At 46.4% G+C, this 21,377-nt stretch carries 20 protein-coding genes; 15 read left to right on the plus strand and 5 right to left on the minus strand.

What is annotated here, in order from left to right:
• Positions 1-75 precede the first annotated feature (75 nt).
• Complete coding sequence (locus AB4Z33_RS01435) at positions 76-801, plus strand: hypothetical protein (protein WP_442048175.1); 726 nt, start codon at positions 76-78, stop codon at positions 799-801.
• 172 nt (positions 802-973) lie between these two features.
• A complete protein-coding gene (locus AB4Z33_RS01440; protein WP_442048176.1) occupies positions 974-1,714 on the plus strand; it encodes a DUF975 family protein in 741 nt (246 codons plus the stop codon).
• A gap of 62 nt (positions 1,715-1,776) precedes the next feature.
• On the opposite strand, the gene AB4Z33_RS01445 is transcribed toward AB4Z33_RS01440, so the two are convergent.
• The 3 genes from AB4Z33_RS01445 to AB4Z33_RS01455 are packed head-to-tail and all read right to left on the minus strand — an operon-like array spanning position 1,777 to position 3,163.
• Positions 1,777-2,472, minus strand: coding sequence for a DUF4386 domain-containing protein (locus AB4Z33_RS01445; protein WP_442048177.1), 696 nt, complete (start codon positions 2,470-2,472; stop codon positions 1,777-1,779).
• An 11-nt stretch (positions 2,473-2,483) separates the two neighbouring features.
• Positions 2,484-2,714 carry a helix-turn-helix transcriptional regulator gene (locus AB4Z33_RS01450; RefSeq protein WP_442048178.1) on the minus strand — a complete coding sequence of 77 codons (231 nt, stop codon included), beginning with the start codon at positions 2,712-2,714 and terminating at the stop codon, positions 2,484-2,486.
• A gap of 2 nt (positions 2,715-2,716) precedes the next feature.
• Entirely contained in the window at positions 2,717-3,163 is a 447-nt protein-coding gene (locus tag AB4Z33_RS01455; protein ID WP_442048179.1) for a hypothetical protein, read from the minus strand.
• 169 nt (positions 3,164-3,332) lie between these two features.
• Between AB4Z33_RS01455 and AB4Z33_RS01460 the strand changes: the two genes are divergently transcribed.
• From AB4Z33_RS01460 to AB4Z33_RS01505, 10 genes are all read left to right on the plus strand, one after another.
• Entirely contained in the window at positions 3,333-4,904 is a 1,572-nt protein-coding gene (locus AB4Z33_RS01460) for an ABC-F family ATP-binding cassette domain-containing protein (RefSeq protein ID WP_442048180.1), read from the plus strand.
• 302 nt (positions 4,905-5,206) lie between these two features.
• Positions 5,207-5,890, plus strand: coding sequence for a biuret amidohydrolase (gene biuH, locus AB4Z33_RS01465; protein ID WP_442048181.1), 684 nt, complete (start codon positions 5,207-5,209; stop codon positions 5,888-5,890).
• A 47-nt stretch (positions 5,891-5,937) separates the two neighbouring features.
• On the plus strand, positions 5,938-6,948 hold the full coding sequence (locus AB4Z33_RS01470; protein ID WP_442048182.1) for an ABC transporter substrate-binding protein: 1,011 nt from the start codon (positions 5,938-5,940) through the stop codon (positions 6,946-6,948).
• Between the two features lie 12 nt (positions 6,949-6,960).
• Complete coding sequence (locus AB4Z33_RS01475) at positions 6,961-7,785, plus strand: ABC transporter ATP-binding protein (protein WP_442048183.1); 825 nt, start codon at positions 6,961-6,963, stop codon at positions 7,783-7,785.
• On the plus strand, positions 7,782-8,534 hold the full coding sequence (locus AB4Z33_RS01480; protein ID WP_442048184.1) for an ABC transporter permease: 753 nt from the start codon (positions 7,782-7,784) through the stop codon (positions 8,532-8,534). Before AB4Z33_RS01475 ends, AB4Z33_RS01480 begins: the two co-directional genes overlap by 4 nt.
• Positions 8,531-9,604 (plus strand): ring-opening amidohydrolase, encoded by a 1,074-nt coding sequence (locus tag AB4Z33_RS01485; protein ID WP_442048185.1) that lies wholly within the window; start codon positions 8,531-8,533, stop codon positions 9,602-9,604. The genes AB4Z33_RS01480 and AB4Z33_RS01485 overlap by 4 nt, the downstream gene beginning before the upstream one ends.
• Positions 9,605-9,652: 48 nt before the next feature.
• On the plus strand, positions 9,653-10,084 hold the full coding sequence (locus tag AB4Z33_RS01490) for a cupin domain-containing protein (RefSeq protein ID WP_337100498.1): 432 nt from the start codon (positions 9,653-9,655) through the stop codon (positions 10,082-10,084).
• Between the two features lie 17 nt (positions 10,085-10,101).
• On the plus strand, positions 10,102-11,709 hold the full coding sequence (locus AB4Z33_RS01495; protein WP_442048186.1) for a PucR family transcriptional regulator: 1,608 nt from the start codon (positions 10,102-10,104) through the stop codon (positions 11,707-11,709).
• 17 nt (positions 11,710-11,726) lie between these two features.
• Positions 11,727-13,478 (plus strand): allophanate hydrolase, encoded by a 1,752-nt coding sequence (gene atzF / locus AB4Z33_RS01500; RefSeq protein WP_442048187.1) that lies wholly within the window; start codon positions 11,727-11,729, stop codon positions 13,476-13,478.
• Positions 13,479-13,644: 166 nt separating this feature from the next.
• Positions 13,645-14,481, plus strand: a complete 837-nt coding sequence (locus tag AB4Z33_RS01505) for a sulfurtransferase (protein WP_442048188.1) — start codon at positions 13,645-13,647, stop codon at positions 14,479-14,481.
• A 390-nt stretch (positions 14,482-14,871) separates the two neighbouring features.
• Here AB4Z33_RS01505 and AB4Z33_RS01510 read toward each other — a convergent pair whose 3' ends face one another.
• The gene (locus AB4Z33_RS01510; RefSeq protein WP_442048189.1) at positions 14,872-16,911 is read right to left on the minus strand and encodes a hypothetical protein; all 2,040 of its coding nucleotides are present in this window, start codon (positions 16,909-16,911) and stop codon (positions 14,872-14,874) included.
• Between the two features lie 770 nt (positions 16,912-17,681).
• Here AB4Z33_RS01510 and AB4Z33_RS01515 point away from each other — a divergent pair.
• The 3 genes from AB4Z33_RS01515 to AB4Z33_RS01525 all read left to right on the plus strand — a co-directional run bounded on the left by AB4Z33_RS01515 (position 17,682) and on the right by AB4Z33_RS01525 (position 20,282).
• Positions 17,682-18,101, plus strand: a complete 420-nt coding sequence (locus AB4Z33_RS01515) for an IS3 family transposase (RefSeq protein WP_442048246.1) — start codon at positions 17,682-17,684, stop codon at positions 18,099-18,101.
• Positions 17,999-18,316, plus strand: a complete 318-nt coding sequence (locus tag AB4Z33_RS01520) for a DDE-type integrase/transposase/recombinase (protein WP_442048247.1) — start codon at positions 17,999-18,001, stop codon at positions 18,314-18,316. The genes AB4Z33_RS01515 and AB4Z33_RS01520 overlap by 103 nt, the downstream gene beginning before the upstream one ends.
• 1,093 nt (positions 18,317-19,409) lie before the next feature.
• Positions 19,410-20,282 carry a type IV toxin-antitoxin system AbiEi family antitoxin domain-containing protein gene (locus AB4Z33_RS01525; protein ID WP_442048190.1) on the plus strand — a complete coding sequence of 291 codons (873 nt, stop codon included), beginning with the start codon at positions 19,410-19,412 and terminating at the stop codon, positions 20,280-20,282.
• A gap of 21 nt (positions 20,283-20,303) precedes the next feature.
• Here the strand turns inward: AB4Z33_RS01525 and AB4Z33_RS01530 are convergent, their stop codons facing one another.
• Positions 20,304-21,230: a nucleotidyl transferase AbiEii/AbiGii toxin family protein gene (locus AB4Z33_RS01530; RefSeq protein WP_442048191.1), complete on the minus strand. Its 927-nt coding sequence runs from the start codon at positions 21,228-21,230 to the stop codon at positions 20,304-20,306.
• Positions 21,231-21,377: the final 147 nt, after the last annotated feature.

The raw sequence follows: 21,377 nt of genomic DNA on the forward strand, positions 1-21,377 counted from the left end.
GTCGTGCCATGACCTATCCCCCGAAAATACACTGTTAACCGGATAGTTATATATCCAACGCAATGGCAGGAGGGAATGAATGTTTTGGTGGTCAGAAGAAGAAGACTTACAGTTGTTGAACGAGTCAGCAGACTTGAGTTGCCTATAACAGCTAGAAATTTAATTGCAACTCCCGCATTCGATAAAGTTGTCCGTTCCGTGCTGCCGGGTCTTGTATCAACGCCCGCATTCGCGCAAGCCATTCAAGCTGCGAATATTGCTGAACCAGCTAGAGCGGTAGAATCCCAAGGAGCAGTTGGGCCACAAGGGGCAACTGGAGCTACTGGTCCACAGGGGCAACAGGGAATAGAGGGAATACAGGGCCAAGCGGGTCCCCCTGGCATTTTGGATGTACGATTTGCCGGAAGCAGTGAGCCTGTTCCTTTGACGGAAAACGAGGCAACGACCACGTTAACCCTGTCGCCAATTGTTCTTGGAGCAAATCAAATCGTGAAATTAGATGCTTTTGCAAATGTGGAATTTACTAATAGTCTAAGTTATTTGGTCAATAGCTTCCTATCAAGAAATCCGAATGATATTATCGCTGTTAATAATGAAGCCGTTGTGCCGGGGCCGAATCAGCCTCCATTCGAGCAAATTACCGTGACACCTAGTCTTACTTGGGTCGACAATCCGGGACCGGGTACGTACAATTATTCATTTACTGTTAAAGGGCTGGCTACAGCTGCAGGAGAYGCCGGGGGATCGATAAATGCCCGGGCTGTTACAGCTACGGTTGTAAATACGAATGGTACTATTTAATTTTCAAATGCGATGATCGTCATTTAGGCCGGATGCCTCTTTAGCGGGGAGACTTACGGCCTTTTTACGATTCATGCTGCTGTTATATGCATATTTCAAGGCTTGTCATACTATATTTAACATGGTACATATTGTAAGGTGTGAAATAAGGGATGAAGGGAGAGATTCAGCGATGTGGGAACGGAAAGAGCTGAAGCAGAGAGCCAAAGAGGTGCTGCGCACATCGTATTGGAAGGCGTTTCTCGTAAGTATTATTCTTGCATTTGTCACTGGAGGCGGAGGCAGTCCGTCAACCTTTAACCTTGGATCATCCCCTTCCTCCGACATGGATGTAGACTGGGAGGTTATCGGTCCTTTCATTGCGATCGCGATCATCATCTTTATTATTGTCTTCGTGTTCGCTTTAGCGTTTCGTATTTTTCTCTGTTTTCCTCTTGAGGTCGGTTCGATGCGCTACTTCAAGCAAGCTGCGGAGCATGAGGTGAATCTCAACCATATCGGCTACGCGTTCAACAAACACAGGTATTGGGATGTCGTGAAAGCGATGCTGTGGAGAACGTTCCTGAACTTCCTATGGTTTCTGCTCCTTATTATCCCGGGAATCGTGAAATCGTACGCATACAGCATGGTGCCTTACATTTTGGCGGACAACCCGAACATTGGGTATCGGCGCGCAGTGGAATTAAGCAAGGAAATGACACGGGGACATAAATTCCGTATCTTCGTGCTTGATCTAAGCTTTCTTGGATGGATTCTTCTCGGTATAGTCGTATTATTCGTTGGTGTTCTATTCGTAATGCCATATATATACGCCACAAAGGCGGAACTTTATCTGGCCTTGCGTCAACAGGCGCTGAAGAACGGACTAACATCGGAAGAAGAGCTGCGGCTGAATCAGACGCCAGTTATCTAAATAGGAATGGTGTTAAACAGAGTAGCGGAAATATGACGTCCGCTGCTCTGTTTGTTATGGCTTTAATGCACCTGTCGAGAACGTATAGACCCATTAAACCCTTTCACGATTAGCCATATCGCTAAAATCATCTCGTTCGCTGCTACAGGAAGCGATAAGAGCGCGCCCCAAACGGAAAGCTGAGCAAATACGCCGAACATTTCGAACAACGCCGCAATGAATACGAGAGTCGCCCCGGTCATGCCTAAGATGGAGATAAAACGCGGTACGAGCTTGGTTTGATAGAAGATATAACTGTACATCATCGTACTAATCCCTAGCATGAAGTTAGGTCCCAGTATGAATGTCCAGTCGTGAACGGCATGCAGAACAGTGCCCGAAGCATGGTAAGAGCCTGCGTCCGGAGTGCCTGCCGATACATACTCCTGGCTCAAGGTTAATAGGGCCAGCATGCTGACGATGCCGATGATAATGATAACGGCTTCCATGAACCGGAAGCATACATGGCCGAGAGCAAGGCTTTCATTGTACCTGCGCAAAAAGGGAAACATCATAATGGATGTGCCGATCGCCGATACGACAAGAATCAATTCCATGAGCGCCCCGAGTACGATCCGATTGGCATGAGCAGCGCCGTTAATCAAGTAATCGGGGTCATTGAGGATCGGATCGTACAGGATAAGCCCAATAATCGATGAGGCTGCCGCAAGAATAAACAGTATGCCCACCATTTTACCAGCAGTATTGGATGATTTCATAAGATAACCTCCTATTTTTCTTTACTCGCGTGTTCCCCGTAGAAAAATACCTCTTCCAAAGGCAAGCCGAAGGCAATAGCGATGCGAAAAGCCAGCTCGAGCGAGGGCGAGTAGTTGCCCTTTTCCAACGCTACGATCGTTTGTCTGGTTACGCCGACCTTGTCAGCCAATTGCTGCTGCGTCATTTCGTCATGGTTGAAGCGTAATTTGCGGATGTGATTGCCGACAAGATTTTTGCCCATTCTTACACTCCTCTCCGGTAGTGATACAGCTTCGTCACGTTGCTGGCAACATCGGAAATGAAACCCGAGACGATCAAGATGACGAACATCATTTGTACAGGCTGCTCGATAGCCAGCGATGCCATGGCGAGAAGGAAGCCGATTATGAATACGAAGAAGCCGTTTCGGTGTGCCTTCAATTCGATCTGTTTATCCAGTTCATCCGCGAACGTCGGCTCCTTCTCCCCGGTTGTAATCCGAAACACGATGTTGAATACGATGCTGATCACGATATGCGCGAGGATTGAAACCAAAGTCAGGACGAGGACGAAAGAGCCCCAATAACGAAGCATTTCCGTGGACGCCAGTCCTTCCTCCGGATACCGCACATACTTGAATACGCTGAAAGAAACGAAAATGAGGATGGCGCTGATGATCGATACAATGCTCTTTTTTTCTTGATAAGTCATGCCTTAAACCTCCTATAGGATTTATTTTCCAAGTTAAGCTTGATATACATAATGTATATGTTACCATTCATCGTGTCAAGTAAACTTTACATAGAAGGCGGAAATATTCCCGAATTAGGCGGTAGTGGTATAATCACGGTAGACCGACGGAATTAGAAGGGTGATAGCGATGAGCGTAATTCGTTTGGAGAATGTGACTAAGAAGTATGAAGACTCCCTGATCATTCGCGATATTTATTTTCGCGTGAGCCAAGGAGAGCGTATCGGCCTTATCGGGAGGAACGGTGCGGGCAAGTCGACGGTGTTCAAGCTGATCATGGGCAAAGAAGAGCCAACGTCTGGCAAAGTGGATATAGATCCGAAGGTGAAGATCGGTTACTTCTCTCAGTTCTCGGAAATGACCGGCAGCATGTCGGTTCAACAAGAGCTGGAGCTGTGCTTCGAGCAGGTTGCTCTTATCGAGCGTGAACTGCAGGAAGTGGGAGAAAAGCTGGGAATCGTCACCGATGATGGCGAGATGGAGCGGCTGCTGGCGAGACAAGCGGAGCTTTTTGAACAAATGGACCATTTGGACGGCTGGAACGTTTCCGTCGAGATTAACACGGTGCTTACGAAGCTGGGGTTCAACGATATATCCCGCAATCAGCCTATTGATGAATTGTCGGGAGGCTGGCGGAACCGCGCGGCGCTAGCCAAGATGTTAATCGAGCTGCCGGATATCGTCTTGCTCGACGAGCCGACGAACTACCTGGATATCGAAGGGATAACGTGGCTGGAGCAGTGGCTGTATCGGTTCAATGGAGCAATGATTCTAGTGTCGCATGACCGTCAATTTATAGATAAAGTGGTTACGCGCACGATCGAGATCGAGAACTATCATTTTCAGGAATACGAAGGCAATTATACGGATTATGTCCGCAAAAAGAAGATGCGCAAGAAGGAGCTGGACCGCCAGTTCGAGTGGGAGGAGGAGCTTCTGCTCATGGAGTCTGAAGCGATCGATAGCCGCGCGAGCAAGAAGGCGTCGAAGGACCGGCTTTCAAGGCAACTGGCAGACAACAAGAAGCGGATCGAGCCTCATCCCGTTAACGTGCTGATTACGGATATTTACGAAAAGCTGCGTTTTCCGGATAAGCTGTGCGAAGTGAAGAGCATCGGACAGACCTACGACGGTCGGACGATCTTCGAGAATATCAGCTTCGATATTCAGAAGGAAGACCGCCTAGTCATCATGGGACCTAACGGTAGCGGGAAATCGACGCTCATTAAGGTGCTTACAGGACAGGAGAAACCGGAGTCCGGCGAGGTGACTTGGGAGAAAGGCGTAGGATACGCCTACTTCAACCGGATGTGGGACGAGCTTGATCCGAAGGATACCGTTAGCCACGCGGTTAATACGTACGGCTTGGGACTGGATGCGCCTCGTAAAAAGGTGAATAAGTTCTTATCCATGCTGCAATTCTCGGAGATGGATCTAAGCAAAACGATCGGCAATCTTTCCGGCGGACAGAAGGCAAGGGTTGCCCTTGCCAAATGTCTTCTCTCCGGCGCCGCAGTCATTGTATTGGATGAGCCGACCAACCACTTGGATCTAACGAGCATTCAGGTGATGGAGCAGGCGTTGATCCATTTTCCCGGTGCCGTCATTACGGTCAGCCATGACCGGTTCTTCATCGACAAAATCGGGACGAAGATGCTGAGCTTTGACCCTGTGTTAGGTATAACGGAACAAAGTTTGTAGATGCGTGTTCGTGAACCAAGATACACGCAAGCAAGACTGCTGCTTACTGTACGATAAAAGCGTCGCATTTCCCGATGGGGGAAAGCGGCGTTTTTTGTTGTGAAAAATCGTCTTTATGTAATAAAACATGACACATAATTATTCTTTTGTATAAATTCACAATCAAAAACCCTGCATATTTGTGAAATTCACAAACAAAAACCGATTTACATGTGATATAATGTGACACATGAACACGAAAGAAAGCAATCATCTTATGAAATACGACAATCATGTGAGGTTTGAAAGGAGTTGAATCAACGATGCAGATAACAGCTAACCCCTATGCGTGGCCCTTTGACGGAAGCGTTGATCCTTCAAAAACGGCGCTGGTCATTATTGATATGCAAATTGATTTTTGCGGCAAAGGCGGATATGTGGAGCAAATGGGGTATGACTTGTCGCTGACGGCAAAGCCTATCGAGCCTATCAAGAAGTTGTTGAACCGAGTTCGGCAAATAGAAGGCATGACGGTTATTCATACGAGGGAAGGCCATAAGCCGGATCTATCCGATCTGCCTCCTAACAAAAGGTGGAGGAGCAAACAGATCGGCGCGGAGATCGGCTCGCACGGACCAGCCGGACGAATCTTGGTTAGAGGAGAGCCCGGCTGGGAAATCATCGAGGACCTCAGCCCGATCGAAGGCGAATGGATCATCGATAAGCCGGGGAAGGGAAGCTTTTATGCAACGGACCTGGAGCTTGTATTGAGAAACAAAGGCATTACGCATTTAATATTGACCGGCATTACAACCGATGTGTGCGTTCATACAACGATGAGGGAAGCAAACGACAGAGGATATGAATGCTTGATTCTGGAGGATTGCACGGGGGCGACAGACCCGGCCAACCATCAAGCGGCGCTGAACATGGTAACGATGCAGGGCGGCGTATTCGGAAGCGTAAGCAGCTCCGAACATGTGCTGAAGGCACTGCAAAGTTATTAATCTACTAAAACCAAATTATAGAGAAGAGATAAATGGAGGGAACTATTATGTGGAGAAATTCAAAGAAATCATTGTTTATCGTATTGGCGGCTATCATGCTCGTTGCGACGGCATGCGGATCTAATCAAGCACCTGCTTCGTCAGAAGCGTCGAACGGAGAGACGGCTGAACTGAGGAAGGTCGTGCTAAGGCTGAAGTGGATTCATCAAGCTCAATTCGCCGGGTATTATACCGCGGTGGAGAAAGGCTTCTATAAGGAAGCGGGCCTGGATGTCGAGATTAGACCAGGCGGAGCGGATTTCCCTTCCGTACAGATGATCGCTTCGGGAAGCGAGCACTTCGGCGTTACCGGTGCCGATCAAATCTTGATGGCGCGGGAAAAAGGCGTACCGGTTCAAGCGCTGTCGGCCGTATATCGCAAGACGCCTTTCGTCTTGTTTGCCCTGAAGGATTCCGGCATAACGAAAATGGAGGATCTTATCGGCAAGAAGGTCGGCGTGAAATTAGGCGGCAATGAGGAATTGACTTACCGCGCTATGGTGAACAGTGCCGGCATCGAAGCTTCGAAGATTGAAGAAATGCCGGTGAAATACGATATGAGTCCGCTTCTTAGCGGCCAAGTGGCAGCATGGCCGGGTTATGTGATTAACGAGATGCTTGCCGTTCAAGAGCAAGGGCATGAAGTGAATGTGATCCAACCTGGCGATTACGACATTAATTTTTATGCCGATACGCTGTTTACGACCGAGTCTATCATTAAGAAAGATCCAGAGATGGTCAAGAGCTTTGTCCAAGCCTCGATGAAGGGCTGGGAGTACGCGATTGCTAACCCTGAGGAGGCTGCGGAATTCGGGTTGAAATACGGCAGTAAGCTGAATCTCGAACATGAAGTAGGCATGATGAAAGCTAGCGTAGAGTTGCTTGAGCCGGACAATCTGCCGCTTGGAAAGATGGATACGGAAGCTTGGGGCGAGCTGCAGAAGAGCTTGATCGACTTGAAGTTTTTGAAGGAAGAACAGAACTTGGAAGAAGCGTTCACGAATGAATTTATCGAATAGGGAGTGATTTGAATGCAAGCGACATTAAGTGAATTGGGGAATCGTGCAGCACACCTGAATGACGGGAAAACATCAGCTTCTTCGAGGAACGAAGTCGCGGTTACATTGAAAAATTGTTCCCTTTCGTTTGGCGATGTTCAGGTGCTGAACAATGTATCCTTGGACATTTATAAAAATGAGTTTGTTTCCATACTTGGTCCGAGCGGCTGCGGAAAATCAACGCTATTGCGGCTCATGCTGAATCTCCTCCAGCCGAACGCCGGAGGGGAGGTCAGCTTTGCATCGGGCGATCAATCCATCGGGATGGTATTCCAGAAGCCGGTCCTCATGCCATGGCTGACGGCGATCCAGAACATCGTCTTGCCGCTCACGATCGGTGAGAAGCGTTTCTCCAAGAGCGTTGCGAGGGAAAAGGCGGAGGGCGCGCTGCGATTAGTCGGCTTGCAAGACTTTATTAATCACTTCCCGCATCAGCTAAGCGGCGGGATGCAGCAGCGAATCGCGATCGCGCGGGCGCTTGCCGCCGACCCGACGGTGCTGCTGATGGATGAGCCGTTCGGAGCGCTTGACGAATTTACGAGGGAGAAGCTGAATTTTGAGCTGCTCCGCTTGTGGGAAAGCCCGGATACGAGCCTCAGCACGGTCGTCATGGTTACCCATTCCATTCAAGAGTCCGTTATTATGTCCAATCGCGTGGTCATGATGTCGCCTAGGCCTGCCGGAGTCGATGCGATTATACCTGTTCCGCTGCCTTCGCATAGAGAGGTAGGCATGGAAGAGCTTCCCGAGTATCATCATACGGTCAGCGAATTAAGAAAGAGGGTCAAGCATCTATGATGAAAAAAACAAAAGAGATCATGTACCCTGTCGCTTTTGCATTAGGCTTCATTTTGATATGGGAATTAGCCGTGCGTCTGTTCGATATTCCGGTTTATTTGCTTCCTGCGCCATCGGCTGTTCTGACGGTAATCGACGGCTCCTTGGCGTCTCATATGTTCGTTACGCTAATGGAGGCTTTGATCGGGTTTGTGCTTGCCAACATTTTGGGGATGATAACAGCGGTTATTTTCGTACACTCCAAACCGATCGAGAAAGGCATATTCCCGCTGGCGATTGCGCTCAAGACGACCCCGCTCGTTGCTCTGGCGCCGTTGCTAGTGGTATGGATGGGTACCGGCTATTCCTCCAAAATCGTCGCGTCCATGCTCATTTGCTTCTTCCCGATTCTCGTTAACAGCGTTAAAGGCTTAAAGGCCATCGAGCATGAAGCGTGGGAGCTGTTCTCGACGTACAAAGGCACGAAGCTGGAAATATTCTGGAAGCTTCGTCTTCCGACGAGCTTGCCTTACGTGTTCTCGGCTTTGAAAATATCGACGTCGCTCGCCATTGTCGGCGCTATCGTCGGCGAATTCGTCGGGGCGAACAAGGGGCTTGGCTATGTCGTGCTCGTATCTTCCTATCATATGGACACGCCGATAATGTTCTCGGCTATTATTGCTTCGGCGTTATGCGGGTTGGTGCTCTTCTGGGGCATCAGTTGGCTAGAGAAGAAAGTCGTATTTTGGCAAAGGACGGATGAAATATGATGAAATGTTCGGTTGTTAAAGTTCCAGCTCGTTCACCTAACGATACCCATACATTGAAACAGCGCTTTGAAGATTCGACGATAAATCCGAAGGATGTCGTAGCCGTGCTCGGCAAGACAGAAGGAAACGGCTGCGTGAACGACTTTACCCGCGGTTTTGCCGTTCTTGCCTTGAAGAATCTGTTCGCTGCCTATAGCGGCGAGAAGGCGAAGTCCATCTCATTCGTCATGTCAGGGGGAACCGAGGGCATATTGAGTCCTCACTTCTCGGTCATCAGCCGCAGCGGAACGGTCGACAAGGATTCGGTTCAACAGGAGCAGAAATCGCTTGCGATCGGCGTTGCGAGAACGCCCGACTTCAAGCCCGAAGAGCTCGGGCGCATGGCCCAGGTTGATCAAGTCGCGGAAGCTGTCCGCCGCGCAATCGGCGAGGCAGGCATCGGCAGTCCTGCCGACGTTCATTTCGTGCAAATTAAGTGTCCGCTTCTGACGGCGGAGCAGATTCAGGATGCGCATCTTAGAGGCATGGGCATCGTCACGGAAGATACGTACAAATCAATGGGCTTCTCCAGAGGCGCCTCGGCTCTCGGGGCTGCAGTGGCACTGGGGGAAATCGACCGTGAGCAACTGCAGGAATCGGACATTTGCCATTCTTGGGGGCTATACAGCGATGTCGCTTCTACGTCTGCGGGGAGCGAGCTGCAGTACTGCGAGGTTATTGTGTTCGGCAATTCCGTCTTTGCGGAAGGGCCGTATTTTATCGACCATGATGTCATGAAGGATGCGATAGACGCCGCGGCATTAAAGCGGATATTGGACAAATACCCGAATGCGGAGATGGTGCAAGTGCTTGCGAAGGCCGAAGCCGATCCGACGGGGTATGTGCGGGGACAAAGGCATACGATGCTAGATGATTCGGATATTAACCACACGCGCCATGCCCGCGCGGTCGTTGGAGGCGTTCTTGCTTCCGTGTGCGGCGATCCGATGATCTATGTATCCGGCGGCGCAGAGCACCAAGGACCGGCCGGTGGCGGACCGGTGGCGGTCGTCTTTCGTCGCAAGGCTTAACCTTTTTTTATAAATCAAATAAAGAACTGAGAACAGGAGACTAACGATATGATCAATGCAAACAAGACAGAGGTAATGGTAGGAGAAGAGATGGCGTGGGGGCTTATGCCGGATCATATCCATCTCTATCACCGCGAAATCGTATCTGCTGCTCAGGCGGATAAGCTGGGCATTCGTTCAAGCTCGATTCTATGGGAGAAAATCGGCGTCGGCGGGCAAGTGCTGCCGCATTACCATGATGTCGCTGAAATTATATATATTACGGTGGGTAAAGTTAAGCTTCTATGCAATGGCGAATGGAAAAGCTACAAAGCCGGAGATACGTTCCACGTCCCTGCGGGAGTCGTTCATTCCGTAGCGAATGACGATGATCAGCCGACGGAGCAGATCAGCGTGTTCCTGCCTGTCGAGCAGGATGTGCCGGCTAACTCTTTCTTTAACACGACTCTCGTGGAAGACGTCTATTCCATTAAGAAATAAGATTGCGGGGATCAGCCATGGCGAATAACAATCAGGCAGGTATTACATGCGGGGACATTTTGTTAATGCCCGGTTTCAAGGAAGCGGTTGTATTGGCCGGAACCGGAGGAATGCATCGGAGCATTAACCGGGTGAACGTAATGGAAGTGCCGGATGTTATCGATTGGGTTCGACCAGGGGAATTTCTTATCACGAGCGGATTCCCTTTCCGCGATCAGCCGGAAGTAATCGCCGACATCATTCCGCAGCTGGCTGAGAAAGGCGTTGCGGCACTCGGCATCAAAACAAAACGGTTTATCGAGCAAATACCGCCGCGGGCGCTCGAGCTGGCCAACCAGCTCGACTTTCCTGTTTTCGAGCTCCCGGCTTCGACAGTGTTCTCGGATGTTGTTCGGGACATTATGGAGCGGGTGCTCGTTACGGAGGCGAGGGAGCTGTCGCTCCTGCAAAGCCGATTCCAGAAGCTGTCCCAACAGCTCCTCTATGGTAAAGGAATCGAGGAGTTTATGCACACGCTGGACGGCATGCTTAATAATCCGATTGTTCTTCTCGACGATTCCGATCAGCTGTTTCTGTCTCCTCAAGCTGAGCGATTGGAGCAGGCTAAGGATACCGCGTTKTGGTCTCGACTGCGGCTTGAATCCAATCTCGGAGTCAGCTTCATCACGATAGGTGATCGCCGCATTCGCGTATATGTATCTGAAGTCAACGATAAGCGGCACGAGAAATGTTTGCTAATTCTATTAGAGTGGAATCAGGAGCATTCCGTGGTCGATCAGTTGACGATCGACCGCGTGGGCATTCTCGTAGGGCTGGAGATGATCAATGCGAACGCTAGACGAGAGGTCGAATTGAAATATATCGATCAGTTTCTCCAAGATTGGATTTCAGGAAGAATCGTGACCATGGAGGATTTGAGAATAAGAGCGGAAGCGTCGGGCAGCTCGCTGGACGATTATCAGAATATGTACGTGGGGCTTGTACGCTGGATAGTCGGGAAGCCTCCTGCTAAGCAGCTGCTGCAGGCCGTCAGACGTCTACGAACCAAGTCGCCGTGCGAGGGCTTGCAGGCTACTCTGTTGGAAGGGGAGCTAATCATCCTCATTCCAGGTTCTCCGCAAACCCCGCAGCGAACGACGCTTGACCGAATTGCGGAAGAGCTGCGATCCCAATTCGGTTCGCAGGGCTTCTCTCTATGCGTTGGCAAGACGGTCAATCGTCCTGACCGGGTATGGGAAAGCTACGATGATGCCAAGAAAATTAACCATATTAGCGCTATTTGCAAATATGACGAGCCTTATATTGATTACAAAGGGCTTGGCGTTTATCAGCTGCTATATCATCTCCCGGACACGGAGGAGGTCATGAGCTTCCGCGATCAGTATGTCGTGCCGTTGCTCGAATACGATCAGAAGCATAATTCGCAATTTTACGAAACGATCAAGGTGTATTTCAAATATAACCGCAATCTGAAGAAGACGGCCGCGGAGCTTATTACGCATTATAATACCGTTTCTTATAGAGTCGATCGGGTATGCGAAATATTGGGCATTAACATCGATGACGGCGATGATCTATTTCAGTTGTATTTGGCCGTCAAGCTTAACGAGATGAGACCCAAATGACGGGGGAGGGTGAGATGATGAGCAAGCCGACTATTCCATTCGAGCTGACGATCGGTGTGCTTCAGGAGCTATATGCGAGTAAAGCGGTTACGCCTAGGGATGTCATCCAAGAGATAATAAGCCGTGTCCAAGCAGATTCGGCTATGAATATTTGGATCACGCCTCCTACTATCGAAGCGTTGGAGCCGTATCTAGCACGTTTGGAAGAAACGGAATTACGAGGTCTGCCTTTATGGGGCATACCGTTTGCGATTAAGGATAACATTGATGTGGCTCAAGTCGCAACGACTGCGGCCTGCCCTGCCTATTCCTATGAGCCGACCGAGCACGCGACAGTCGTACGGCGAATGATCGACGCAGGGGCGATTCCGCTGGGCAAAACCAATTTGGACCAATTCGCGACGGGTCTTGTAGGCGTTCGAAGCCCATACGGAGAAACGCATAACGCTTTGCGTCCCGAGCTGATTAGCGGCGGTTCGAGCTCGGGCTCGGCTGTCGCGGTCGCACGCGGCCATGCCGCCTTTTCTTTCGGCACGGATACGGCGGGATCCGGACGCGTTCCCGCTGCACTGAATAATCTAGTCGGTTATAAGCCGAGCTTGGGGGCTTGGCCGACTAAAGGCGTCGTCCCGGCATGCGCCAGCCTCGATTGCGTGAATGTGTTTGCCCATTCGCTGGAGGATGCGCTTAAGGTTGATACGTATGCACGAGGCTTGGATGCATCCGATCCTTGGTCTCGCAGCCTGGATCGATCGGCGTCCAGACTGCCGCAAAAGGTTTATTTGCCAGTCGACCCGCCGCAGTTCTACGGACCTTATGCGGCTGAGTATAGCGATGCATGGGATGCGGCAGTCGATCGCATTACAAAGCTTGATCTGCCAATTGCCTATATCGATTATGAATTATTCGGCCGAACGGCGGCGCTGCTGTACGACGGGCCCTGGGTGGCGGAGCGTTGGGCAAGCTTAAGCGAGTTTGTGGAGGCCAATCCGGAAGCGGTGTTCGGAACGACGGAGCAAATCCTGCGCTCCGGGGCGTCGGAGAAGCAGACTGCCGCTTCCGTGTTTAAAGCGATGCATGAGCTGCAGCAGTATAAGCTCGCTGCAAGGAAGCTGCTGGACAACGCCGTGATGATTATGCCGACATGCGGCGGTACGTATTTGCGCGACCAGGTGAGGTTGGACCCGATCGGCACGAACTCGAATATGGGGCGATATACGAACCACTGCAATTTGCTTGATCTATGTGCCGTAGCTATCCCTGCTGGAGAAGCTGCTCCGTCGCTGCCGTTCGGGATAACGCTGTTCGCGCTGGCCGAGGAGGAAGCACTTGTTTCCGGTACGGCGGAGATGATTACTCATGGACGGATAACGCCCGTGAGCAGTCCGGCGAAGGATATGATTCCCGTTGCGGTATGCGGCTTGCATATGCGGGGATTACCGCTGGAGAAGCAGATGCAAGAGCATGGCGCCCGGTTCGTACGCGAAGCGGCAACGGCTGCCAAATATGCAATGGTGAAATTGGCGACCGTGCCACCTAAGCCAGGCTTGATTAAACGGCTGGAGGGCGGGCATGCCTTCCAATTAGAAGTATGGGAAATGCCGGCCGCAGCTTTCGGGGCGTTCGCGGCACTTATACCTGCGCCGCTCGGCATCGGGAAAGTCGAGCTTGCGGATGGGACGCAAATTCCCGGTTTTATATGCGAAGGCTATGCCGAGCAGGATGCTGAAGATATCTCGGCTTACGGCGGTTGGCGGCATATTGGTTGAGAGGGACCTTGAAAACATTGAGCCCGAAGCGCGTTGACGCTTCGGGTTTTTTGTCGTTCAATCCAAGATGTGGGATGATAGGAAGAGGAATCGTTCCATTGAAGATTGAATCCGTAAACTATACTATAGATATAGGTGAAATTTTGAACGAAAGAGGAGAAGCAAAATGAATAATATCGTATCGTTGGAATGGCTGCAAGAGAAGATGGGGGACACGAATCTCGTTATCGCGGATTGCCGTTTCCGATTGGACGATCCCACGGCAGGGGGCAAAGCTTACGAGGAGTCGCATATTCTGGGAGCTGTCTATATGGACCTGGAGAAGGATCTGTCCGGGGAGGTTGAAGAGGTCGGGGGACGCCATCCGCTGCCGGATATATTCGCAATGACGGTCACGTTCGGCAAGGCTGGCATAAGCAACGATTCGGTTGTGGTCGCTTATGACGATCAAGGCGGAGCAATGGCTTCCCGCTTATGGTGGCTTCTTAAGTATCTTGGCCATGAGCAGGTCTATGTGCTGGACAAGGGCTTCTCGGCTTGGGTGAAGCAGGATCTGCCGGTATCGTCCGAACGTACAGTGGCGCTGCCTGCGACTTATCTCGCAACGGTGCAGCACTCCATGCTAATTGAGATGGATGAAGTGAAAGACCTGCTCGGCAGCGAAGGCGTGACGCTCATCGACTCGCGGGAAGCTCCGCGCTACCGCGGCGAAGTCGAGCCGATCGACCGCGTCGCCGGCCACATTCCCGGAGCGATCAACCGCTTCTGGAAGGATGGCCTTGCTGAGTCTGGCGCTTGGAAGGACTCCGCGGCGCAAGCCAACCGCTTCGCCGATCTCGACCGCGACCGCGAGCTTATCGTCTACTGCGGCTCGGGCGTTACCGCGACACCTAATGTTATCGCCCTGCAGGAGGCGGGCTTTAATAAGGTGCGGCTGTATGCGGGGAGCTGGAGTGATTGGATTAGCTATGCGGCGAATCCGGTTGCCACAGGAGACCAATAGTATATTGACTTAGCTACTGAGCGGGGCGAAATTAATTCTGTTGTTCTGTATTTTTGTGGCCCGCAGTCAACACGGAGTCAACAATCGACCTCAGAAATTTTTTATAATTGTCGTTTAAAGTATGTTTTCATGCTCTTTTCTAAATCAATGTTGCAATGTACTGAATGCAAACATAGGCATTGAATCAACAAAAGTAGATTTTTTTGGAGATAAATAACGAAAAATCAACATGAAATGCTGAAGATAATTGCTCAGGTGTAACTGTAAAGAAGGGAGATGTCGCAGACATCTCCCTTTAACCCGCCGTTTTGATATCGCGGCGAATCGTTTCACAAGTTAATTTTTTGTTGGAGCGAATAGATAGTTTTGAGATAAATTGATTATGATATTTTAATGTTTTTTTAATAGCAACGACTTTTTATAATTTTTTACACGTTGTTGAGCAATGGCTCTACGATACAACTTATCTCTCAGAGAGAACCAATTGGTCTTCATAGATGCAATAAATAGCACAGAGATAACTGATACAAATGAAGCTATGAATTTTATTAGATCCACATAAACCGACAGAGATGGTAGAAGCTGAATTATGACCGCAAGAAGTCCAAAAAAAGCAAATGTTACGGGAGCATAACGGTTAATCAATATTTCCATCCATCTTTCTGCATCTTTTTCAACGTGTTTATCTTCGAGATGCGTCTCATTCAAGGCACTATTTTTTTCATTTTCAAGTTCCACAATACGTTTTTTTTGATTTTCATTATCTGCAAGTAAAGAACTAATTTCATCATCTTTGGAGTTTATTGTAGTGATAAGTGGTTTTTGAATATCAGCCTTTATATCTTCAAGTAGTTGTTCAATTGTATCATTCTTAAAAGCGTCCTCTTCATTTAGGGTAATATTCTGTAAATAATTTTTCTCGAAAGCGTTTCTACGTAATAGCAAATAATCGCTATCTTTTATGCCTTTCGTTTGTTGGAGTTGCTTTAATTCATCAAGAAATTTCTCCATTACTTCTCTTGAAAGAGTAGTTGCAGCACTACAATCCGCCAAGAGCTTAAGTTTACTGTAACTTTCTAGTTTGGTACTGGACGTACTCAACCAAATCATTGTACCTAGGTAGTAATCAGTAATACATGGTGACTTATGGTTCTTATTATCCCACCAATAATCAGCAGTAAACTTCCGAGCTACATAGGCTAATGTTGAATTGTTGGTGAGGAATAAATACCTAAGCGTAGTGTAATCTTTGGAGGATTTTGTCCCCCAGAGTTTAACAATATTTTCAATAGAGCGGATATCGTAGTTCAATGAAGCTTCATTTTTTTGCTGATCATAAGCAGGGTTTCGGTTTTTATATGTTGTAACTAACTTGTCCTTTAATTGTAAGGTATCTATTTGAGCACTTTCGTGCACGACGTGATAATATTCATGTTCATCGATATTAATCCCTAAATCATTCAACATTTCAGTTAGCTTGCTTATGTATAACTCAACCTTAGTCCGATTGAATTTCTTTTCTATAAAGCTTAAAAGTGCAGGATTTGCATAAAGTGGATTATACGCAGGGTTATCTATCCAGTTAGCGCAGTCTGAAAGTATTTTTGAAATTTCATCAAAAGTATGTTGAAAGATTAATAATTTTGGCTTAATTGTTTCATTAAAACTTTCAAATAGTTCTTTATAAGAACTCTCTAACTCATCAGATTGTAGGCCTAACAGACGAAATACAATTGGTGTATCGAGGTAGATTGTCAACCGGCTGAATCCATCTACTCGTGCTTCAGTAGCCACATCAAAAGTTAATGCAGAAGCCACAAGGTATGACATAGCTAATTTACGAACTATTTCAAATAATTGTGTATCGTGCTCATAAACCTTTTGTATAAAAGTACCCATTAGGTATAAATTCCTCTTTAGATGCCCATCCACACCGTCGATTTCCCCTGTATCTCCAACAATTGTAGTTGCAGAATGTTCATCAAGAAAGGTAATAAACATATCAGATGCTTCTTCGTGACTCAATACAATCTGGTGACTATTCAAAGTAAACTCAATAAACTTATTTATTACCATGTTAACACTTGAAAGACTTTCTGGTTGTTTACCAAGAAATGAGTGTTTTTGTATCTCGTGTCTTACAGGGGTATACTGTCCGCCTTGTGTTTGTTTGATGATACCGCCCGTAACGCATCGAGAAAGGATAGATCGCATCGGTGAAATTGGTATTTCAATCCCGAATTCGTCCTTGAAATCCTTAACAGTAATTTCCAATTCAATATTGCTATAGTTATTTTTAAGGCATAGTGTGGCTATAAAAGGAATAAAACTTGAAAGGTAATCTCGCGTCAATAGAGACGTTTCCATTAATGCGAGACTGGTTAGTGCTTTTGAATTATAAGAACTCAATGTTGTAGTTGCTGGCGTCATTTTCAAACCTCCGACTCATTAATTTGTAAACTGCCCAATCTTTAATCCATCTTAATTTGAATAGGTGTCTTACTATTAAATTTGCTGATTCTCATGAATTGTTGGAGTTCAATAGCCAAGTCTAAAACAGGAATATATAAACAATTTTATATTAATTCTATCTGTTTTTAAATACAATAAATGTGCTGATTGTACAGAAGTCTATATGGGGAATGCGGTTGCCACCGGTGACGAAGAGAACCCTAAAGAAGCATAGTAGTATTGTTAGGATAAAAACAGAGCATGGTGAGCTATGAAGTGCACCCCTTATAATGGACATTGGATTAAACCCCTGGTTTATCCGATGAAATTCTAGGGGGTGCATTATTTATGCCGGTAAAGGGACAGAAGTTCAAACGATATACGCATGAGTTGAGATTGGAAGCAATCAGACCCCACGTTGTGGAGGGCTAGACCTATCGTCAGATTATTAATCGTTTAGGGATAGCAGACGTATTTCGGGTGAAAGTGTGGATGAGGAAGTTAGGCAAGTTTGGCTTAATGGACCGACGTGGTCGGCAAGAGGAATATATCGACGGGAATCGTCCTATCCAAAGCCTCAAACGGGAGAATAAGATGCAAAAAAAGTGTTTGGAAATCTGGATGAAGGAGACGTGCGCTGTAAGTACAGAACCATTGAGCAGGCATCGAAATGGTATACGGTAGCTGAACTTTGTAAAACATTCAACGTCTCACGAAGCGGTTATTACGCCTACATAAAACGTAAGTCTGTGGACCGGGATAAGGATATCAAGGAAAGGATCCAAGCCTTATACGCGAAGTATGACGGCATATATGGATATAGGCAGCTACAACTCTTTCTCTTTCAAGAACATGGGTTTTGGGTCAATCACAAGAAGGTTCTGCCCCTCATGCAGGAACTTGGCATACGCTCTAAAATTCGGCGTAAGCATCGTTGTAACTACGCTGCTTCCACAGGTGGCCTTGTCGCAGAAAACGTACTGAAACGGGAATTCTATGCCGAGTTGCCAAATCAAAAATGGTCACCGATGTCACGCAATACCCCGTATCGGATACTTGGCTGTACCTGTCTGCGATCAAGGATCTGTATAACAACGAGATTGTTGCCTATCACATGGGGCTTCGAAATGACAATCAGCTTGTTCTACAGACTTTTGAGAAAGCATTAGAAAAGCAAAAAGACGTGACTGGATTGATCGTTCACAGCGATCAAGGATTCCAATACACGTCACATGCGCTACCAAAGGTCGGCGCCCAAATCAGCATGTCTCGCCGAGGCAATGTTATGGCAATGCCTCAATGGAGAGCTTCTTCTCGCATCTCAAAACGGAAGGACTCTATCTCTATGACATACCAAGTATCGAAGAGGTCAAAGGCGAATTGAAATGTATATCACATTTTATAACGAGTCTAGACCGCAAAGAAAACCAAAAAAACTGACGCCGATTGCTTATCAGCGCGAGCATGCTGCTTGGGTGTTTTTTTCATTGTTCGCTAAATGGGGTCTTGACCAACTCTGAACGGTCTTTCACGTTGTTCCAGTCCAAATATCTACTCAGTTTGCCCGTTGCAATGCTGAAATACTTCACGCCGGGTACGTTCTCAATTAGTGCTTCTAGATTCCCGTATGCGACTCCAGGTATTCGACTATCCAACCCTAAGTTTGAAGCCTCGGTATTAAAGCCAGATTTACCGTGACGTGACCCGCCGCCTGTAAACATTATTTTTCTCACAATACTTCACCYACAAGTAAGTTATTTTCAGAACTTGTTAACTATCTCCAATATATGATTAATTGGTTCTTCACTAGTAATTGAATATTAAATTTCGTAATGGAGAGTGGCGTCCAAAAGGCATTCGACTGCTGGAGTGATTGGAGTTCAGTACGTGGGAATCTGATTGCGTTTGGGAAAGAGGAAGAGTCGAAAAGAGTATAACAATATATTATTGATACAGAGCGCGATGTGATATCCTTTTAATAATATAGAGGATGCTGGGATGCTGATTGTAATTGATTGTATTGACCATTTGGTATTAAACTGATATCATGTGGTGTATACACCACATGATACAAGAACTTTGAACAGGATTATGTTCACATTCATGCCAAGATCAAGAACAAGCATAACAATAAACAAGAGCCTCGAACATTCGTCTAACAGCGTGTTCGAGGCTCTTGTTTATTGTTTCTTAGTGTATATCCGCTTTGTGATTAGGCTTTACTGGCTCTTTCCTATCCACAGAACAGTGCATTTTAGAACTTGAAATTCTAGAATATATGTGTTATGATGCGGTGTATACACCGCATCATATAAAGTAATGTCATGAATAACTAGAAAAACGCTGTTGGAGCGCTCAATTTGCATTGACTGTACAACGTTTATATGGTATGCTGTGGTGTATACACCACAGCATACAATGACTATCTAGTGAAGTAGGTGAAGTGTTTCATGCCTAGACCAAGTCGATTTGATATTATGGAGCTTTTTAAACAAGAAATTAATGATGCACTTAGTGATTGTAATAAGCCCATCCTCACTGACGTAGATATAAGCACTACGTTTTTTTTGTATAAAGATTCCTGGAAATTGCCTCAGAGTACAAAAGTGCATGATTTTTTTGGTTTTCTTGTTAAGAAAAACATTATTAAGGAAGTCGGTATACAATCTCCGAAAGGGAAGATTAGTCGCTACTTGTTAAGTTCAATGAATTTAAATCCAAACAACTTGGATCCTAACTTAATCGCCATCTCACTGTTTCCTCAAGCATATATTAGTCACTATTCAGCTGTTTCATTACATGGATTGACTGATGAGATAGTAAAAGTGGTCTATGTTAATAAAGAGCAAACTAAAAAAACGTCAATTTATAGTAAAGAGCCACAATTGCTTCAAGAAAATATTGATAATGCTTTTGCCAGTCAAATGCGTGAAACTAACAATTACTATGAGTATTCCGGTCGACGTATTTATGCCTTGAACGGTAGATATACTGGAAGATTGGGGGTTGATAATCAAGCAGACGGTTATGCTGTTACTAATTTGGAGAGAACGTTAATTGATATTGCTGTAAGACCCAATTATTCAGGTGGGGTTTTTGAAGTGATAAAGATTTACGAGAAAGCAAAGGGTTCACTTAAAAGTAATAGACTTAGCGCATATTTAAAGAAGTTGAGTTACATATATCCATACCACCAAGCCATTGGATTTTATTTAGAGCGCGCTGGCTATAGTGATAGTGTTGTTAAACTTATGGAGCTTCCTATGAATAATAGGTTTTACTTAACATATGGGATGAAGGATATGGAATTTTCGGAGCGTTGGAATTTGTATTATCCAAAAAACATCTAACCCAAGAGGGTTAGATGTTTTTTATGCAACTAGTGCTGCTAATCCTTTTGTTTGCAGTAAATCAACGACATAATCAAAATAATAATCAAAACCTTTAAATGAATGTTGATCTACAATACTATCTCTGAGCTTGCTTTCTTCCTGTTTATGAAACTCTCTTGTTGTAGAGATTTGTGAAATTAAACTTAATCGTACACGCTTAGCCTTAAAGCATTCTTTGAGATGGTGGATTGTATCTGGATCCTGTAGGTTTACTTGAACCCCTGAATGTGTCATTACATTATAGATATCATAGAAGTCACGTGGCCGGGGTTTTCCGAAGTTATGCTCTTTCCCAATGCTTACATTGTAGTCTTCCATCTGCTGACAAATAGCTCTAATTTTCTCAAGAACAATTAATGTAGGCGTATAGATTGGGATTGTATAGTCATCTAATTCTGTTGTAGTTACATCCCCAACGTATTCATGTTTACCAAAATCTATAGTTATCTTTTTTCCCTCACCATCTATTGGGATGGACTTCGACATAAGGGCACCAGGATTGTCTTTATATTTTTCTAAAAAATCCGGGCTAATTAGCTTGAAATTGACTTCATATCCGCCCCAAAACGTCAATCTTTGAGAATCAATTAGTTGTTTAGGCTTTTCTTTGAATCTTACATCATGGATACAATAAGGGAAATTTTCATCCTTGAAAGTATCGCTGAGAAGTTTATCTAGTTTGGCAATGATTTCATCAGGATTATTTAATCCTATATCCTTAAAATCTTGACGCATAGAAAAGTCGAGATCGGTGGATGCTCGCGATACAATGCCATATCCAAGCTCTAATGCATTTCCGCCTTTTAACACTAATGTATCCAGTAGATCATCGTCGGAAAATAAGGCGATTATTGTAAGAGCACGTATTTTTCGGAGCTGATCTAAATCAAGAGAAACTGTTGTCATCCTATGTATCCTCCCTATCCTGACATATTTATAGGGATATTGTCTCATAAACTCGCATTATGGAAAACCCTGTGATTAAGAATTATTAAAAGAGACGACATGCCATGCCTGTTGCTCTACCACTTTTTATTAATTGGTTAGTTTTAA

Source organism: Paenibacillus sp. 2TAB19, assembly GCF_052115185.1.
Lineage (GTDB): Bacteria > Bacillota > Bacilli > Paenibacillales > Paenibacillaceae > Pristimantibacillus.

Bases quoted from the DNA above. Each gene is read 5' to 3' on its own strand.
- AB4Z33_RS01440 (WP_442048176.1), top strand. From the start codon at position 974: ATGTGGGAACGGAAAGAGCTGAAGCAGAGAGCCAAAGAGGTGCTGCGC.
- AB4Z33_RS01445 (WP_442048177.1), bottom strand. From the start codon at position 2,472: ATGAAATCATCCAATACTGCTGGTAAAATGGTGGGCATACTGTTTATT.
- AB4Z33_RS01450 (WP_442048178.1), bottom strand. From the start codon at position 2,714: ATGGGCAAAAATCTTGTCGGCAATCACATCCGCAAATTACGCTTCAAC.
- AB4Z33_RS01455 (WP_442048179.1), bottom strand. From the start codon at position 3,163: ATGACTTATCAAGAAAAAAAGAGCATTGTATCGATCATCAGCGCCATC.
- AB4Z33_RS01460 (WP_442048180.1), top strand. From the start codon at position 3,333: ATGAGCGTAATTCGTTTGGAGAATGTGACTAAGAAGTATGAAGACTCC.
- biuH (WP_442048181.1), top strand. From the start codon at position 5,207: ATGCAGATAACAGCTAACCCCTATGCGTGGCCCTTTGACGGAAGCGTT.
- AB4Z33_RS01470 (WP_442048182.1), top strand. From the start codon at position 5,938: ATGTGGAGAAATTCAAAGAAATCATTGTTTATCGTATTGGCGGCTATC.
- AB4Z33_RS01475 (WP_442048183.1), top strand. From the start codon at position 6,961: ATGCAAGCGACATTAAGTGAATTGGGGAATCGTGCAGCACACCTGAAT.
- AB4Z33_RS01480 (WP_442048184.1), top strand. From the start codon at position 7,782: ATGATGAAAAAAACAAAAGAGATCATGTACCCTGTCGCTTTTGCATTA.
- AB4Z33_RS01485 (WP_442048185.1), top strand. From the start codon at position 8,531: ATGATGAAATGTTCGGTTGTTAAAGTTCCAGCTCGTTCACCTAACGAT.
- AB4Z33_RS01490 (WP_337100498.1), top strand. From the start codon at position 9,653: ATGATCAATGCAAACAAGACAGAGGTAATGGTAGGAGAAGAGATGGCG.
- atzF (WP_442048187.1), top strand. From the start codon at position 11,727: ATGAGCAAGCCGACTATTCCATTCGAGCTGACGATCGGTGTGCTTCAG.
- AB4Z33_RS01505 (WP_442048188.1), top strand. From the start codon at position 13,645: ATGAATAATATCGTATCGTTGGAATGGCTGCAAGAGAAGATGGGGGAC.
- AB4Z33_RS01510 (WP_442048189.1), bottom strand. From the start codon at position 16,911: ATGACGCCAGCAACTACAACATTGAGTTCTTATAATTCAAAAGCACTA.
- AB4Z33_RS01525 (WP_442048190.1), top strand. From the start codon at position 19,410: ATGGAGCTTTTTAAACAAGAAATTAATGATGCACTTAGTGATTGTAAT.
- AB4Z33_RS01530 (WP_442048191.1), bottom strand. From the start codon at position 21,230: ATGACAACAGTTTCTCTTGATTTAGATCAGCTCCGAAAAATACGTGCT.